The following is a 14,827-nucleotide window of genomic DNA, read 5'->3' as shown; positions in this document are numbered from 1 at the left end:
GCACACAGGACGGTGGTCTGTGCGGAACGGCGTCGCTGACGACGACCAGGTGACCCGGTGGGCGCGGGAGGCGGGCCAGGGTGACCGGCAGGCCGCCACGTCGTTCATCCGGGCCCTACAGGACCAGGTCTGGCGGTTCCTGTCGCACCTGGCCGGGCCGGGGGAGGCCGACGACCTGACCCAGGAGACGTTCCTGCGGGCATTTCGCAACCTGCCCGGCTTCGCCGGCCGCTCGTCGGCCCGCACCTGGGTGTTCACCATCGCCCGGCGCGTCGCAGTGGATCACGTCCGGACGGCGGTGGCCCGGCCGAGGATGGCGTCGGTGCCGGACTGGCAGGCGGCGGCCGAAGCCGCCGGTGCGATCACGGCCGGCGCCGACGAGGGCGTGACCCTGCACCAGTTGGTCGCCGGCCTGAGCCGGGAGCGCCGCGAGGCGTTCGTCGCCACCCAGGTGCTCGGCCTGTCCTACGCCGAGGCGGCGGACGTCTGCCAGTGCCCCGTCGGCACGATCCGCTCCCGGGTCGCGCGGGCGCGCGAGGATCTCGTCGCCGCCTGGCGGGCCGACACCGACCCGAGCCACGAGCGACGAACCGGCTGACGGTGGATACTGCCGCAATGACTGTGCGGCGTTCCCTGTTTCTGCACTCGGAGCTGCGCCGTCGGCCTTACGACCTGCTGCGGTCGATGCTGGCCCAGGTCGACCCGGCCACGCCGCCGCACGGGCCGGACGGGCCGGTGGCCGCCCTGGAACGGCGCGTGGCATCCCTGCTCGGCAAGGACGAGGCCCTGTTCTTCCCGTCCGGGACGATGGCGCAGCAGGTGGCCCTGCGCATCCACGCCGACCGCCGCGGCAGGCGGGCCTTCGCCGCCCATCCGCAGTGTCACCTGGACGCCTGGGAGCAGCAGGGGTACGCCGTCGTGCACGGGCTGCGTTTCCAGCCCGTCGGCGACCGCCACCGGCTGATGACCCTGCCCGATCTCACCGCCGTCGCCGAACCGCTCGCGGCGGTGGTCTGGGAGCTGCCGCAACGTGACATCGGGGGTGTGCTGCCGGAGTGGGACGACCTCGTCGCGCAGACCACGGCGATGGGTGAGCGCGGTGCCGGGCAGCACCTCGACGGCGCGCGGCTGTGGGAGGCGCAGACGTACTACCAGAGGCCGTTCGCCGAGATCGCCGCGCTGTTCGACACCGTGTACGTGTCCTTCTACAAGGGACTGCAGGGCGTCGGCGGTGCCGCGCTCGCCGGGGACGCCGCCCTGGTGGCCGAGGCCCGGGTGTGGCGTCGCCGGCTCGGCGGCGACGTCTACGACGCGTGGCCGCTGGCGCTCACCGCGCTGCACGGCCTGGACACCCTGCTGCCCCGGCTGCCGGCGCACCGGGAGCACGCGGTGGCGATCGCGGCTGCCATCAACGCCGACGGCGTGGCCCGCGCCTTCCCGGACCCACCGCAGACGCCCCTGTTCCACGTCCATCTTCCCGTCGGCCCGGATGCCGCGATGCGGGCCGCCGACGCCCTGCTCGCCGCCGACGGGGTGGAGCTGTTCGGCCGCGTACGGTCGGCGCCCGCTCCGGACCGGTGCTCCTTCGAGGTGAGCGTCGGTGAGAACGCCATGGAACTCACCCCGGACGAGGTCGTCACGCTCATCCACGAGCTGCTACGCCACGCCAGGTGACCTGAGGGCTGCGAGCGGCACCCCCGCTCGGTCGACGAGATGGACGAGGCGGGTCGCGCTTCCTAAGATCACGCCGGTGAACACCGAACCTCTCAACGTCGACGGCGTGGCTGGCCCGATCGTCGTCGCCACCAAGGCATTCATTGGCCACCCTGCCGTCACCGTCGGCGGAGTGCCGGCCCCCAGGACGGGCAGACGCTTCGCGTTGCCGGCGGTGGGCGGTGGTGTCGTCCAGGCCACGGTACGCACCGTCCTCGCCGACCCCTACCCGACCGTCGAGGTCAACGGTGTGCAGCACCGGACCGGGCCCCCCATGCCGATCTTCCTGCGCATCCTGGTTCTGCTGCCGATCCTGCTGTTCACCGTCGGTGGCATCCTGGGCGCGCTGGTCGGGGCGTTGGGCGTCGCGGCGAACCTGACTGTTGCCCGCACCCGCATGGCGACCGCCGTCAAGGCGCTCACCATGGTCGGCGTCGGTATCGGCACTGTCATCGTCTGGCTCGCCGTCGCCGTCGCGCTGAACGCGGCGCTCAGCTAACCCGCGCAGCACGTCACCCCCGTACGGTCAGCGCCACCGGTCGACGACCGGTGGCGCTGACGTTGTGGGCGTGCCGGCCGTGCTAACCCAGGCGGGCCTCGATGGCCTCGATGATGCGCGGACGCAGCTCGGCGGCGCGGATGACCGCGTCCACCGAACCGACCTCGACCGCACGGTGGATGTTGTGCACCCGGTCGAACTCCGAGGCCACCTCGCCGAGCTTCTCCGCGCGCACCGACGAGCGCAGCTCGTCGAGTTCAGCGGTCAGCGCGGCGCGTTCGGTGCCGGTCGCGGTAGCGGTGCGGGCCTCCAGGTCCCGCACCCGCGGGTCGGCCGCCGTACGGGCGTTGACGTCGGCGGAGAACACCACAGCGGCGGCGGGTGCGCCACCGAGCACCGAGGCGAACGAGCCCTCCAGCGCCAGCACCGTCATGGTCGGGTTCAGTGCCTTCGAGAAGACCACGAACGCACCGCCGTGGTAGCGCGAGATCACGCAGAAGACGATGGGGCCCCGGAAGTTCACGATCGCCCGGCCGATCTCGGCGCCGTACTCCAGTTGCAGCTTGCGCATCGACTCGGGTGAGCCGTCGAAGCCGGACAGGTTCGCCAGGACGACGAGCGGCCGGTTGCCGCTGGCCGCGTTGATCGCCCGCGCGGCCTTCTTCGACGAGCGGGGGAACAGCGTGCCCGCCGTGTAGGTGTCCGGACCGTCGGTGGGCGGGAAGCCGTGCCGCGGCACCGACCGGGACTCGATGCCGAGCAGGCAGACCGGGATGCCACCGAGGTGGATGTCCTGCACGACAGCGGTGTCCGCGTCCGCCATGCCGGCCCAGCGTTCCAGCACCGGGTGGTCCTGGTCGGAGAGGGCCCGCATCACCGTACGGATGTCGAACGGCTTCTTGCGGTCCGGGTTGGCCTCGACGGAGAAGATCTCCCCGACGGTGGCGAAGGCACTTCCCGCCACGTTGTGCGGGAACTCGGAGATGTCGCGGTCGGTCGGGTCGGTGGTGACCGCCCGTCGGGGCGCGTCCTCGCCGGGCGCGACGTACGTGTGGTCGTAGTGCGCCATCACCACGTCCCGTGCGGCCGTCAGGTTCGGCGCCCAGTACTGCGCCTGCCCGTTCGGCCCCATCACCCGGTCGTAGCCGCCGATGCCGAAGTTGTCCTCGGCGGACACGCCACCGGAGAAGTCCAACGACTGCTTGCCGGTGAGCACCATCGCCGAGTCGGGCGTCATCACCAGGATGCCCTTGGTGTGCATGAGCATCGTCGCCTCGGCGTTCCAGTACGGCTGGGCACCGACGTTGATGCCCGCGACGACGATGTTGATCTCGCCGCCGGCCTGGGTGAACTCGACGATCCGCTTGAGCGCCGCGGCCACCCAGTCCATGTTCTCCGTACCGGAGGTCATCGAGATCCGCGCGCCGGCGGACAGCGCCCACCACTCCAGTGGCACCTGCATCCGCTCGGCCAGGTCCAGTGCGGCGATCACGCGCCGGCACTCCGGCTCCGACAGGGCGCCGAGCGACTTCGTCGGGTCACCGAGCAGCACCACCCGGGTGACACCCTGCGGGTAGCGCTCGGTCGGCGTCGTGATCACACCGGCCACGATGGCGGCGCTGTTGCGCCCCTTCGGCCGGTCCACCGGTACCAACACGTGGTCGTCGTCGAGGTCGTGCTCGACGAAGTCGCCGAGCCGGCCGGTCAGCTCGTACGGGTACACGGTGTTGCGGCTGCTGGCCCGCAGCACCTTGAGCCGGTACTCGTCGAGCGGCTCGATCGGCTCGACCGGCGGCTCCCCGACGGCCAGTTCGGCGCCGCCCGCGGCGTCGAACGAGATCCGTACAGCGATCTTGGTCAGCTCGCCGGTCCGGCGGTCGCGCTGCCGAGCGATGAACAGGATCTCCTCGAGGCCGGCGCCCGCGGTCGTCGGGCGGACACGCCCGGCGATCATCTCCATCTCCTCGCGGGTCAGCTCGCTCGGCGGCCACACGTAGACCACGATCCGGTTGGTGTTGAAGCGCGTCTTCGACGGCCGCCGCGACTGGGCGCGGCGGATCGAGTCGAGGCAGGCGGCGATGGCGTCCTCGGTGGTCGGCAGCGCGACCAGGCGGCCGTCCTGCTCGCGCAGCTCGGTGAGGTCCCGCACCTGCGCGAACGCGACGAGGCGCTCGTCGGCCCGGTTCTCCCGCGCCACGCACTGGAAGAGGTAGACCTCCTCGTCCGACGACGGCAGCCGGGTCAGGTCGAACTTGTGCAGCCGCTCCAACTGCATCCGCTGCGCGATGTACGGGTGCAGCCCGCGGATCAGCCGGTCCTCGGTCAACTGGGCACCCGACGGACGGAAGGTGAAGTGGTGGTGCATCACCGCCCCGCCGCGACCCGCGACGGTGGTGGTCAGCCGACGGACCTGGGGCGGCAGCGGGTGCGCGGCGATGACCTCGGCCAGTGCGGCCGCCATCGCGTCGAAGTCCTCCGGCTGGTTCTCCCAGCCGAGGTAGATGTCGGCGTCCACGGAGTCCTCGCCGGTGGCCAGCTCGGCCAACCCACGCAGCGCGCCGCCCAGCGCGTCGAAGCTCACCGCCGTGGAGACCACGCTCGAGTCGGCGCGCTCGGCGACCACGAACGTGCATCCCGCGACCTCGCGGGTACGCACGCTGGTGAGCGACCGGTTGCCGTAGTACCGGCGGGTCAGCACCTCCAACATGACCGCGTTGTCGAGGTTGTCGCGGACGAGCCGCTGGCCGAGCAGCCGGACCAGAGGCTCGGTGCTGCGCACCATCTCGGCGATGCGCTCAGCGCGGTCCGGTGCGTCCGGGTGTGCGTCGAGGTGCCGCAGGTGCCCGCGGACCTCGGCGTAGACGCGGGCGCGGTTGCGCCGCAGCAGCGGCTGGGCGAACCAGGCGAACACCACGCCACGGGCGAGGTCGGCGACCACGGGGAAGCGGACCTGCGTCGCGGCGATCAGCCGCTCCAGCGCGAGGCCGGCCGGCTCACGCAGCGTCTCGTCCGGCGGGGTCTCCAGCAGCCAGGCGCGCAGCAGCGTCGCGACGACCTGCGCGTCCGCGGACGCGCGCTGCTGGGCGAGGAAGATCCGGAAGACGGCGGCTTCGAGGGCTGGGGTGCGTTCCAGGTCGGTGACGCCGTACCGGCCGAGCGCCTTGCCGAGCCTGGTCTGGAAGGCGTCCGGCAGCCCGGCCCGCTCGACGTCGAGGCTCTGCAGGTAGGTGTGGAAGTACTCCCGGGCACTGTGCACGTGCGCGGCGCCGCCGTCCTCGCCCGTCGGCCGGTTGCGGCTCAGCTCGGCGAGATCGGCGAACACCTCGATGAGGTCGAGTTCGGCGGCCAGGGGCCGCTGACCGGCTTCGGTGGTCACCCGCCGTGCGGTGAGGTAGCCGTCGAGCACCCGGCGGTCGTCGTGCGGGTCGACGTCGAAGCCGAGCAGCAGACCTCGCAGGTCCTCCTGACCGCGCCTGCTGCGCTCGTCCGCCGGGATGTCCTCGGCGGCGGTGGGCAGGTCCAGTTCGACGGCCTCGGCGGTCGGGTCGTCCGCGGCCTCCTCGGCGTCGTCCGCGAGCGGCTCCAGGCGCAGCAGCGGCGCACCCGCCTCCACCTGGCTGCCCACCGAGACGGCGCACTCCTTGAGCCGCGCCCGGAACGGCGCCCGCAGCACCGTCTCCATCTTCATCGCTTCCAGCACCAGCACCGGCGCGCCGGCCTCGACCTCGGCGCCGACCTCCAGTGGCGTGGCGACGACGAGCGCAGGCATCGGGGAGCGCAGGACACCGCCCTCGTCCCGGCTGACCCGGTGCGTCACGCCGTCCACCTCGACCAGGTGGGTCGGCCCGTACGTGCCGGTGAGCAGGCGGTAGCGGATGCCGTTGACGACGATCTGACCGGTGTGCCGGTCGAAGCGGTCGAGTTCGACGTCGGCGGTGCGCACGACCGGGCCGGTCTCGATGCCGACCCGGAACCGGTGCGCGCCGACGCGCGCCACCCGGGTGCGGTAACCGACGCCGCGCAGCTTGAGGTCCAACGGTCGGCCGCTGGCGTGCTGCACCTGCGGGCGACCGCCGGCCGCCGTCGACAGCAGCCGCTGCCGCTCGACGCGCTCCTCCTCCTCGTACGCCTCGATGGCGGCGGCCGCCAGGGCGACCGCGGAGTGGCGGTGGGTGACGAGCCGGCCCTCACCGCGGACCCGGTCGATCCAGCCGGTGTCCGCGCTGGCGTCGATCACCTCGGGCTGGTCGAGCAGGTCGAGTACGAAGCTCTTGTTCGTCGCCCCACCCTCGATGATCACCGTGGTGTTCGCCATCGCCCGCCGCAGCTTGCCGAGTGCCTCGTCGCGGTCGCGGCCGTACGCGATGATCTTCGCGATCATCGAGTCGAAGTCGGCCGGAATGGTGTCGCCCTCACTGACGCCGGTGTCCACCCGGATGCCGGGGCCGCTGGGCAGGTCCAGCCGGGCGATGCGGCCGGGCGACGGCGCGAAGTCGCGGTCCGGGTCCTCGGCGTTGAGCCGCGCCTCGATGGCGTGCCCACGCTCGGCCGGCGGCGCACCTTCGAGGCGCCCGCCGGCGGCGACGTGCAGCTGGGCCTTGACCAGGTCGAACCCGGTGGTCAGCTCGGTGATCGGGTGCTCGACCTGGAGGCGGGTGTTGACCTCGAGGAACGCGAACAACCTGTCACCCGGGTGGTAGAGGAACTCGACGGTCGCCGCGCCGCGATAACCGACCGCCACGGCCAGCCGCTCGGCCGAGGTCTTCAGCTCGGCGGCCTGCGCCGGGTCGAGCACCGGCGACGCCGACTCCTCGATGACCTTCTGGTTGCGTCGCTGCACCGAGCAGTCGCGGACGCCGAGCGCCCACGCGGTGCCCTGCCCGTCGGCGATCACCTGGACCTCGACGTGCCGAGCCCCGGTGACCAGGCGCTCCAGGAACACGATGCCGCTGCCGAACGCCCGCGCCGCCTCCTGGCTGGTGCGCTCGTACGCGTCGACCAGCTCGGCCTCGTTCCTGACCACCCGGATGCCGCGCCCGCCACCGCCCGCGGTCGCCTTCAGCATCAGCGGGTAGCCGATCTCTGCCGCCGAGGCACGGGCGGCGTCCAGGGTCTCGACGGCCCCGCGGCTCCACGGCGCGACGGGCACGCCGACCTTCTCGGCGATCAGCTTCGAGCCGATCTTGTCGCCGAGCTGGCGCATGGCGTCCGCGCTCGGGCCGACAAAGGTGACGCCGATCTTCTCGCACAGCTCCGCGAACGCCGGGTCCTCGGCGACGAAGCCCCAGCCGACCCACGCGGCGTCGGCCCCGGTCTCGGTCAGGGCGCGCTCCAGCACCGCCAGGTTGAGGTACGGGCGGGCGGATGCCGGGCCGAGGTCGTAGGCGATGTCCGCTTCGCGGACGAATGTGGCGTTACGGTCGACATCGGTGTAGAGGGCCACGGTTTCGAGCTGGATGCCGGTCTCCGCGGCCAGCTCGCGGACCGCGTGGATGAGCCGCATGGCAGCTTCACCACGGTTGACGATGGCGACACGGTTGAACACCCGAAAAACCCCTTAGCTAGACCTCGACCTGCGTGCCAGGAGACGACGGCTCCCCGCAGTGATCACCTTTCCGCGTGGCGGCGGCCAGCGCTATGGCGCAACCACCGAACCAACAGTCCCTCAGTTGTAGGAAGTACACAAAACTTTTTGGCACCCCGGGGGAGTGCGTCCGCCTCGGTCGACCCGCCCCGGCCGCTCCGGCAGTTGATCAAGACGGTGCGGGCGGTTCACGTCCGCAGCCTCCCGCGTTCACTCCCGGGTGATCGGCTGACCAGGAAGATCATCGCCGGTCCGGTCAACCGCCGGCCCGGCCCGACCATCCCGGCCCAGGCCAGGAACGCACCAGGAAAGGAGCGGCAATGAGGCCACTGCACCTCGTACGCCCACGTCTGGCGCTGCTGCTCGCGGCGGGGCTGACCGCGCTCGTCACGCCGGCCGGCGTCGCCCACGCCGCGACCGCCACGGTACCCGCGACGGAAGCCCCGATCACCTTCACCTCGTCCGAGCAGCTCGCCCCGGGCGTCACGTACGGCTCGTTCGAGGTGACCACGCCCCGGGGCGTCACCGTCGGTTACCTCCTCACGGCCGACCTCAAGAAGAACAAGGTCTCCCTGGACCTGCTGCACCCCGACGCGGTGGCGCAGCGCAGTGTCGTCTCGGCGATGACGAACGAGCAGGGTGCCGTCGCCGGCGTCAACGGCGACTTCTTCAACAACAGCGAGACGCACGCCGGTGTCACCCCGACCTACTCGTCGTCCGGTCCGGAGATCGCCGACGGCGAGGAGTTGAAGTTCGCGGTGCCGACCGCGCAGCGCTTCGGCCCCGGCCTCGCCCCCGGCACCTCGACCCGGGACGTGTTCGGCGTCGGCGTGAACGGCAAGGCGCGCGTCGACACCCTGAGCCTGGACGGCGAGGTGCGCAGCAGCAAGGGCACGATCGCGCTGGGCGGGCTCAACCAGTACGCGCTGCCGGTCGGCGGCGTCGGTCTGTTCACCGCCGACTGGGGTACCGCCTCCCGGGTCCGGTCCACCTGCGGCACCGACACCAGCCGCAGCGACCCGTGCAGCACACACACCTATGAGGTGACCGTACGCGACGGCGTGGTGACCGCCGTGGGTCAGACGCCAGGTGCGGGCGCGATCCCGGCCGACACGCAGGTGCTGGTGGGCCGCGAGGGCGGCGCGGACGCGCTCGACGATCTCGTGGTCGGTGACCGGGTGCAGGTGCGCGAGAAGCTCGTCTCCGCCGGCACGCCCAAGCTGACCTTCGCGGTCGGTGGCGCGCCGATCCTGCGCGACGGTACGCCGCTGGCCGGCCTGGACACCAAGACCGCCGCGGTACGCAGCTCGGCCGGTGTCAGCCCCGACGGGCGGACCGTGTACCTGGTCGCCCTGGCAGGGCGTGCCCCGGCCAGCGCCGGGTTCACGATCGCCGAGTTGGCCGACCTGATGCGCTCGCTCGGCGCGGACGCCGCCGTGAACCTCGACGGCGGCGGTTCCAGCACGGTCGCCGTCCGCGAGCCGGGCCAGGCCGCGGCCACCGCCCGCAACAGCCCGTCCGACGGTACGGAGCGAATGGTCGCCAACGGCATCGGGATCTTCGTGGGCAAGCACTGATCGGTGCACCCACTCGAATTCGCCCCGCCCGGTGCCCGCCGGACGGGGCGAGTTCGCGTACCCGAGACGCTCGGGCACCCGGACTGTCGGCCCCGGGTCAGATAATGAGGCCGGCCGAAAGGACCTGATGACCGTTCTCGACACCCGGGCGCTCAACCGCGCGACGCTCGCCCGGCAGTTGCTGCTCGACCGCGCCGACCTGCCGGCGCTCGACGCCGTCGCCCATCTTGGTGGCCTCCAGGCCCAGGAGCCGCAGGAGCCGTTCATCGGGCTGTGGTCGCGGCTGCGCGCGTTCGACCCGGCGGTGCTGTCCACCCTGCTGACCCAGCGACACGTGGTGCGTACCCACCTCATGCGCCGGACCGTCCACCTGCTCGTCGCCGACGACGTCGTGGCGTGGCGCACCCGGCACGACGCCATGCTGCGCCAACGCGTGCTCGGGGTCTACCGGAGCGAGCTCGACGGGGTGGACCTCGACGATCTCGCCGTAGCCGCACGGGCGGTGGTGGCCGACGGTGAGCCGCGCTCGATGCCCGAGATCGGGCGGGCGCTCGGTGAGCGCTGGCCGACGCCGGGGCTGCGGGTGCTGGGCGAGATCGCTGTCGCGCTGCTCCCGATGACACAGGTGCCGCCGCGCGGCGTGTGGCGGGCGAGGGCGGGCGCACGCTACGTCCTGCTCTCCGCGTGGCTCGACCGGGAGATCGCCCCGCCGGCCGCGGAGGGCGCCGATCCGGTCGGCCAGATGCTCGTACGCCGCTATCTGGCCGCGTTCGGCCCGGCGGCCACGGCCGACCTGCGCGCCTGGTGCGGCCTCGCCGGCCTGCCGGCCGCGGTGGCCGCGCTTCGCGACGAGTTGGTGACCTTCCGCGACGAACGTGGCCGGAAGCTGATCGACCTTCCCGACGCGCCGCGCCCCGACCCGGACACACCCGCCCCGGTGCGGTTCCTGCCGGCGTTCGACAACGCGATCCTGGGCTACGACGATCGCAGCCGGATCATCGACGACGCGCACCGTCTCCTCTCGGTGGCCGGCGAACGCGTGGTGCTCGTCGACGGTCGGGTCGCGGCGACCTGGACCGTCGAGTCGGGCACGGTGACCGTCAGCCCACTGCGCGGCTTCTCCCGAGCGGACCGGGCCGCCGTGACCGAGCAGGGGCAGGCCCTGGCGTCCTTCCTCTCCGACAACGAGAGCGACCGGGTACGGGTCGAGTCGTCTCCCCGGTGACGGACCAGGGCGGTCCGACACCGGGGGGACGACGAGATCAGTCGACGGTCGGCGGGGCCGTCCTCGCCGCCTCGGCGAGCGCCGCCGCCGCGCTGGCGTACGGGTTGTAGCTGTAGGTGCGGGCCAGGCCGGTCGGCACCGTGAAGTACGCGGCCGACAGTTTCGCCGGGTCGCTGGCGATCTCGCCACGCGCGGGGGCGTCGTTGCCGTCGTCCCAGCCCCAGGGCGCGTTGGCCGAGTTGGTCGAACAGCTCCAGGTGCCGACGCCGCAGTCGCCGGACGTGTCACCGGCGAACGTGCCCAGGCTGGCGAACAGGCTCGCGTTGGACCGCTGCGCCCACAGGCCGCCGGTGGCGAAGATGTCGATCAGCTGATACCGCACGTCGCGGTCGTTGCTGCTGCTCGGCGTCTCGGCGACGGTGGACGGGTAGTAGACCAGGCCGTCGCCGTTGATGTCGTACTGAGGGTGGGCCTTGAGGCCGTGGCCCTGCGCCTCCTGCGCCGTCACCGGGTGCTGGAACGTGTCGTGCGGTGACGCCTGGAACCGCAGGGTGCCGTCGATGCTCTCCCCGCCGCTGGTCCAGGTGCTGCCGGTAGGCGTGTAGGAGAAGAAGTCACTGTGCGCGACCGTGACGGCCGAGCGGAGAACGCCGTACGTGGAGCCGTCGCGCTCGATCGCGAACAGCGCGCCCTCACCGTCGTTCTCGTGTTCGGTCTCGAAGAACGGGTGGTCGGTCCAGTCGCGCGGGTGGAAGAAGAGGTACGTGATGTACCAGTGGGTGCTTGTCTCCACCACTGAGTAGTACACGTGCGCGGCAAGCGTGGTGCCAGCCTGGCCAGCCCGGTCCCAGTTGTTGCGTCCGTCCAGGTCGCCGTCGAGGTCGACCCGGGTGAGGTAGTCCGACTGGCCGCTCAGGGCATGGCTGCCGGTGGCGTCGACGTCCTGGTAGTGGATGGGCGCCCAGCGGAGGGCAAGCTCGGCCCGGCTGACGGCGGCGTCGGCGGGGGTCGGTGCGGCCAGCGCGGCAGCCGCCAGCACCGCCGCAGCGCCTGCCGCGACCAGTGCCCTCACCACCCGGGGTCGCCGGGTCGTGCTGATTGCGTCGAGCATGGTGTGCTCCCGTGTCCGAACGAATAGACCACAATGGATTATTCGCGTCCCGAGGGCCTGGCGGGTGTCCCTGCGGCGACGGGAAGACGGACGATGCCCGACGGGAGCGGGATCGGGTTGTATCGATGCCAGCCGGCTGCCATGCTGTGGTTCGGTCGTGCTCGGGGAGCCAGCGCGCACCGGATCTCCTCCGGTCAACGGGGCGCACGAGGTGGCCAGGTCACCCGTGCCGGGCGGCCTCGTCGGCGACCGGAAACCCGAGCGCGGCACCGGCTACCACCTCGGTCATCGGTGCCCGGTAACCACGGAGGTACCGATGCTTCGCATGTTCCTCGCTGTCACGACCATGGCGCTGGCCGCCTCGGCCGGGACAGCCGTCGCCGCCGAGGCGACACCCACGCCGTCGGCCACGCCGACACCGTCGCCGTCGCCGACGATCACCTGCCCGCCGGTGTTACCGATCAGCGCGAACGTGACCGGGACCACCACCACGAGCCTGACCATCACCTACTACCTGTTCCTGAGCCCGCCCTGCGGTTACAACCCACCGATCACCGTCAGCCTCTTCGCCAGCCGCGAGGACGCCCAACAGTGGCGGACGCCGGTGGCCGTGGTCGTCTCCGGGCCGGAGCGCAACGGCACGGTGACCATCGGAGGGCTGACGCCCGACACGGAGTACTGGTACCGGTTCAGTGACCCCGACGGTAAGCGCGATCCGTACCTGATCGGGTCGGCGCGGACCGCCCCGCTGACCGCGTGCCGGGCGACGGCCACGATCGACGCCCGCTGGGGCAGTGGTTTCGTCGCCACGGTCACGGTCCGTAACACCGGGACGCAGCCGTTGGACCGTTGGCGCGTCTCCTGGCGGTGGTCCGGTGACGAGCGGGTCCAGACGGCCTGGGGTGGGGTGGTCGAGACCGTCGGCGCCGACGTCACGGTCCGCAACGCCTCCTACAACGGGACGCTGGCGCTGGACGGGGCGACGACGTTCGGTCTGGTCGTGACGGCCAGCGCGGTTCCCGACGGGTTGACCCTGAGCTGCGCCCGGTGAACCACGTCCGCCCCGCTTCCGGCGCGAAGGCGGGAGCGGGGCGGACGTCGTGTGGATCAGGGCTTGCGGGCCACCGCTCCGTACGCGTCGATGGCGACGGCGTCGGGATCCTCCGGCCGCCACAGGGGGATCGGCACCAGGCCCGGCTCGACCTTGGTCAGCCCTGCGAAGCAGGTGTCGAGCTCCTCGGGGCTGCGCAGGATGTACGGGACTCCGCCGCTCTGTGCCAGCCGCTCGGCGCCGGCGACCACCTCCGGGCTGGTGTCGGTGCCGTCCCAGAGTACGAGATGGCTGCCGGACGGCATCGCGGCCATCGTCCGCTCGACGATCGATCGCACCTCGGCCAGGTCCGGCTCGTAGCCCATCACGCCCATGTACATCACGGCAATCGGTTGGGTGAAGTCGAGCGTCTGCGCCGCCTCGGCGAGGATCTTCTCCGGGTCGTGGTAGTCGGCCGGGACGTAGGTGGTGACACCCTCCGACGTCGTGCTGGCCAGCAGCGCCCGCGCGTGCACCAGCACCATCGGGTCGTTGTCCACGTAGACGATCCGTGCGTCGGGCACGATGCCCTGAGCGACCGCGTGCGTGTTCTGCATGCTGGGCAGGCCGGTGCCGATGTCCAGGAACTGCCGGATGCCCGCCTCGGCCGCGAGGTAACGCACGGCTCGCACCAGGAACACGCGCGACTGCTGCGCCATGAGGACGATCTCCGGGTAGACCTCGGCGACAGCGTCGCCGGCCGCCCGGTCGGACTGGAAGTTGTCCTTGCCGCCCATCCAGTAGTTCCAGATCCGTGCCGCGTGCGGCACGTCGGGCTGAAGCTTCGCGGCGAGTTCGGCGTCCGGGCCGGCCATGCCTGGCTCCTATCGAGGGGTCGTCAGCTGGAGGTCACCACAGCGGTACGCCCGGGATCGTACTCCGGTGATGTCCACTGTCGACCGGGGGTGGACCGGCCGCCGCCGACGGGCTCAGGCTCGTCGTCCTCCTGACGAGGCGAGAGGCTGGGTCAGCGGGTGGGACGCCAACCGAGCGCGGGGCCGAGCCGGGTCGCCATGTCGGTGAGGATCTGTGCGTAGTCCGTCGACGCGAAGGTGAAGGGCAGCGCGAAGGCGACCTCGTCGACCTCGCGGAACGCGGCATGGTCGAGCAGCCGTTCGGCGATCAGGTCCGACGGACCGACGAGGTCAGGGGCGAACATCATCCGGGCCGGTCCCTGCGGCGCCGCCGTGCGCGGCGTCCGCTGTTGGGCGTACTGCTCGTAGCGGGCACGTTGTGACGCGGTGGCGGTGTCGGTCGGGATGACGACGAGCCCCTGCGAGACGCGGGCCCGGTCACCGTCCGGATGGTGGGCGCGAAACGTCCGGATGTGGGAGAGCTGGATCTCGGCGAAGTCGGTGGCGTCCTCAGCCTTGACCACGCTGCTGGTGAGCAGGTTCATGCCCTGCTCGCCGGCCCAGCGCGCGGAGCTGAGGCTGCCCGCCCCGTACCACATTCGGGAAGCCAGCCCGGGAGAGTGTGGCTGCACCCGTCGGGAGAACTCCTCGAAGCCCTCGAACCCGTCGACGTCGCTGGCCGGCTCGCCGCGGACGAGGTCAAGCAGCCGTCGTACCCGCGTGTAGCTGAAGTCCTCCGCGTCAGCGGTGTCCGGGTACAACGATCGTCGCACCCGGTCGAAGTGCATCGGCGGGCCGACGCTCACCCCGGCGTTGAGCCGTCCACCGGACAGGATGTCGACGGTCGCCAGATCCTCGGCCAGCCGCAGCGGGTTCTCCCAACCGAGCGGAATGACCGCCGTGCCGAGCTCGAGATGTCGTGTCCGCTGCGACGCCGCCGCCAGGACCGCGACCGGTGACGAGATGCCGTACTGGAGGTGGCGATGGCGTACCCAGGTGCTGTCGAACCCGAGTTGCTCGCCCAGCTCCATGAGCTTCAGGGTCGCCTCGTGGCCGGCGCGAGGATCGGCCTCGTCGAACAGGCCGATGGTCAGGAAGCCGAGCTTCCGTAGCGGCGCTGATCGTCCGAGTGCGCCTGGTTTCGTCACCGTCTAACTCCATGCCTGCCGAGGAT

Annotated in this window: 10 protein-coding genes; 6 read left to right on the top strand and 4 right to left on the bottom strand. The window is 71.8% G+C overall.

What is annotated here, in order from left to right; genetic code table 11:
• The first annotated feature begins 19 nt into the window (after window positions 1-19).
• The 3 genes from ACQP0U_RS19170 (at window position 20) to ACQP0U_RS19160 (ending at window position 2,212) form a co-directional block, all read left to right on the top strand.
• Window positions 20-598: a sigma-70 family RNA polymerase sigma factor gene (locus ACQP0U_RS19170; RefSeq protein WP_433308922.1), complete on the top strand. Its 579-nt coding sequence runs from the start codon at window positions 20-22 to the stop codon at window positions 596-598.
• Between the two features lie 17 nt (window positions 599-615).
• Window positions 616-1,674, top strand: coding sequence for a threonine aldolase family protein (locus ACQP0U_RS19165; RefSeq protein ID WP_433308920.1), 1,059 nt, complete (start codon window positions 616-618; stop codon window positions 1,672-1,674).
• A 76-nt stretch (window positions 1,675-1,750) separates the two neighbouring features.
• The gene (locus tag ACQP0U_RS19160) at window positions 1,751-2,212 is read left to right on the top strand and encodes a hypothetical protein (protein ID WP_433308918.1); all 462 of its coding nucleotides are present in this window, start codon (window positions 1,751-1,753) and stop codon (window positions 2,210-2,212) included.
• A gap of 82 nt (window positions 2,213-2,294) precedes the next feature.
• On the opposite strand, the gene ACQP0U_RS19155 is transcribed toward ACQP0U_RS19160, so the two are convergent.
• Window positions 2,295-7,715, bottom strand: coding sequence for a carboxyl transferase domain-containing protein (locus tag ACQP0U_RS19155; protein ID WP_433308917.1), 5,421 nt, complete (start codon window positions 7,713-7,715; stop codon window positions 2,295-2,297).
• Between the two features lie 401 nt (window positions 7,716-8,116).
• Here ACQP0U_RS19155 and ACQP0U_RS19150 point away from each other — a divergent pair, with 401 nt between their 5' ends.
• Window positions 8,117-9,373: a phosphodiester glycosidase family protein gene (locus ACQP0U_RS19150; protein ID WP_433308915.1), complete on the top strand. Its 1,257-nt coding sequence runs from the start codon at window positions 8,117-8,119 to the stop codon at window positions 9,371-9,373.
• A gap of 127 nt (window positions 9,374-9,500) precedes the next feature.
• Window positions 9,501-10,598 (top strand): winged helix DNA-binding domain-containing protein, encoded by a 1,098-nt coding sequence (locus ACQP0U_RS19145; RefSeq protein WP_433308914.1) that lies wholly within the window; start codon window positions 9,501-9,503, stop codon window positions 10,596-10,598.
• Between the two features lie 37 nt (window positions 10,599-10,635).
• Here ACQP0U_RS19145 and ACQP0U_RS19140 read toward each other — a convergent pair whose 3' ends face one another.
• The gene (locus ACQP0U_RS19140; RefSeq protein WP_433308912.1) at window positions 10,636-11,709 is read right to left on the bottom strand and encodes a hypothetical protein; all 1,074 of its coding nucleotides are present in this window, start codon (window positions 11,707-11,709) and stop codon (window positions 10,636-10,638) included.
• A 316-nt stretch (window positions 11,710-12,025) separates the two neighbouring features.
• On the opposite strand from ACQP0U_RS19140, the gene ACQP0U_RS19135 reads away from it, so the two are divergent.
• Window positions 12,026-12,760, top strand: coding sequence for a cellulose binding domain-containing protein (locus ACQP0U_RS19135; RefSeq protein WP_433308910.1), 735 nt, complete (start codon window positions 12,026-12,028; stop codon window positions 12,758-12,760).
• 56 nt (window positions 12,761-12,816) lie between these two features.
• Here ACQP0U_RS19135 and ACQP0U_RS19130 read toward each other — a convergent pair whose 3' ends face one another.
• Together ACQP0U_RS19130 and ACQP0U_RS19125 are read right to left on the bottom strand one after the other, a co-directional pair.
• Window positions 12,817-13,614, bottom strand: coding sequence for an SAM-dependent methyltransferase (locus ACQP0U_RS19130; protein ID WP_433308908.1), 798 nt, complete (start codon window positions 13,612-13,614; stop codon window positions 12,817-12,819).
• A 152-nt stretch (window positions 13,615-13,766) separates the two neighbouring features.
• Entirely contained in the window at window positions 13,767-14,801 is a 1,035-nt protein-coding gene (locus ACQP0U_RS19125) for an LLM class flavin-dependent oxidoreductase (RefSeq protein ID WP_433308906.1), read from the bottom strand.
• Window positions 14,802-14,827 lie beyond the last annotated feature (26 nt).

The organism is Micromonospora sp. CA-269861 (assembly GCF_050948505.1).
Classification (GTDB): domain Bacteria; phylum Actinomycetota; class Actinomycetes; order Mycobacteriales; family Micromonosporaceae; genus Micromonospora.
Note: the sequence above shows the minus strand (reverse complement) of the source record. Positions and strands in the feature narration are given on the sequence as shown.

Coding starts and splice junctions, on each gene's coding strand:
- ACQP0U_RS19130 (WP_433308908.1), bottom strand. CDS start 13,614: ATGGCCGGCCCGGACGCCGAACTCGCCGCGAAGCTTCAGCCCGACGTG.
- ACQP0U_RS19135 (WP_433308910.1), top strand. CDS start 12,026: ATGCTTCGCATGTTCCTCGCTGTCACGACCATGGCGCTGGCCGCCTCG.
- ACQP0U_RS19155 (WP_433308917.1), bottom strand. CDS start 7,715: ATGCGGCTCATCCACGCGGTCCGCGAGCTGGCCGCGGAGACCGGCATC.
- ACQP0U_RS19140 (WP_433308912.1), bottom strand. CDS start 11,709: ATGCTCGACGCAATCAGCACGACCCGGCGACCCCGGGTGGTGAGGGCA.
- ACQP0U_RS19165 (WP_433308920.1), top strand. CDS start 616: ATGACTGTGCGGCGTTCCCTGTTTCTGCACTCGGAGCTGCGCCGTCGG.
- ACQP0U_RS19145 (WP_433308914.1), top strand. CDS start 9,501: ATGACCGTTCTCGACACCCGGGCGCTCAACCGCGCGACGCTCGCCCGG.
- ACQP0U_RS19150 (WP_433308915.1), top strand. CDS start 8,117: ATGAGGCCACTGCACCTCGTACGCCCACGTCTGGCGCTGCTGCTCGCG.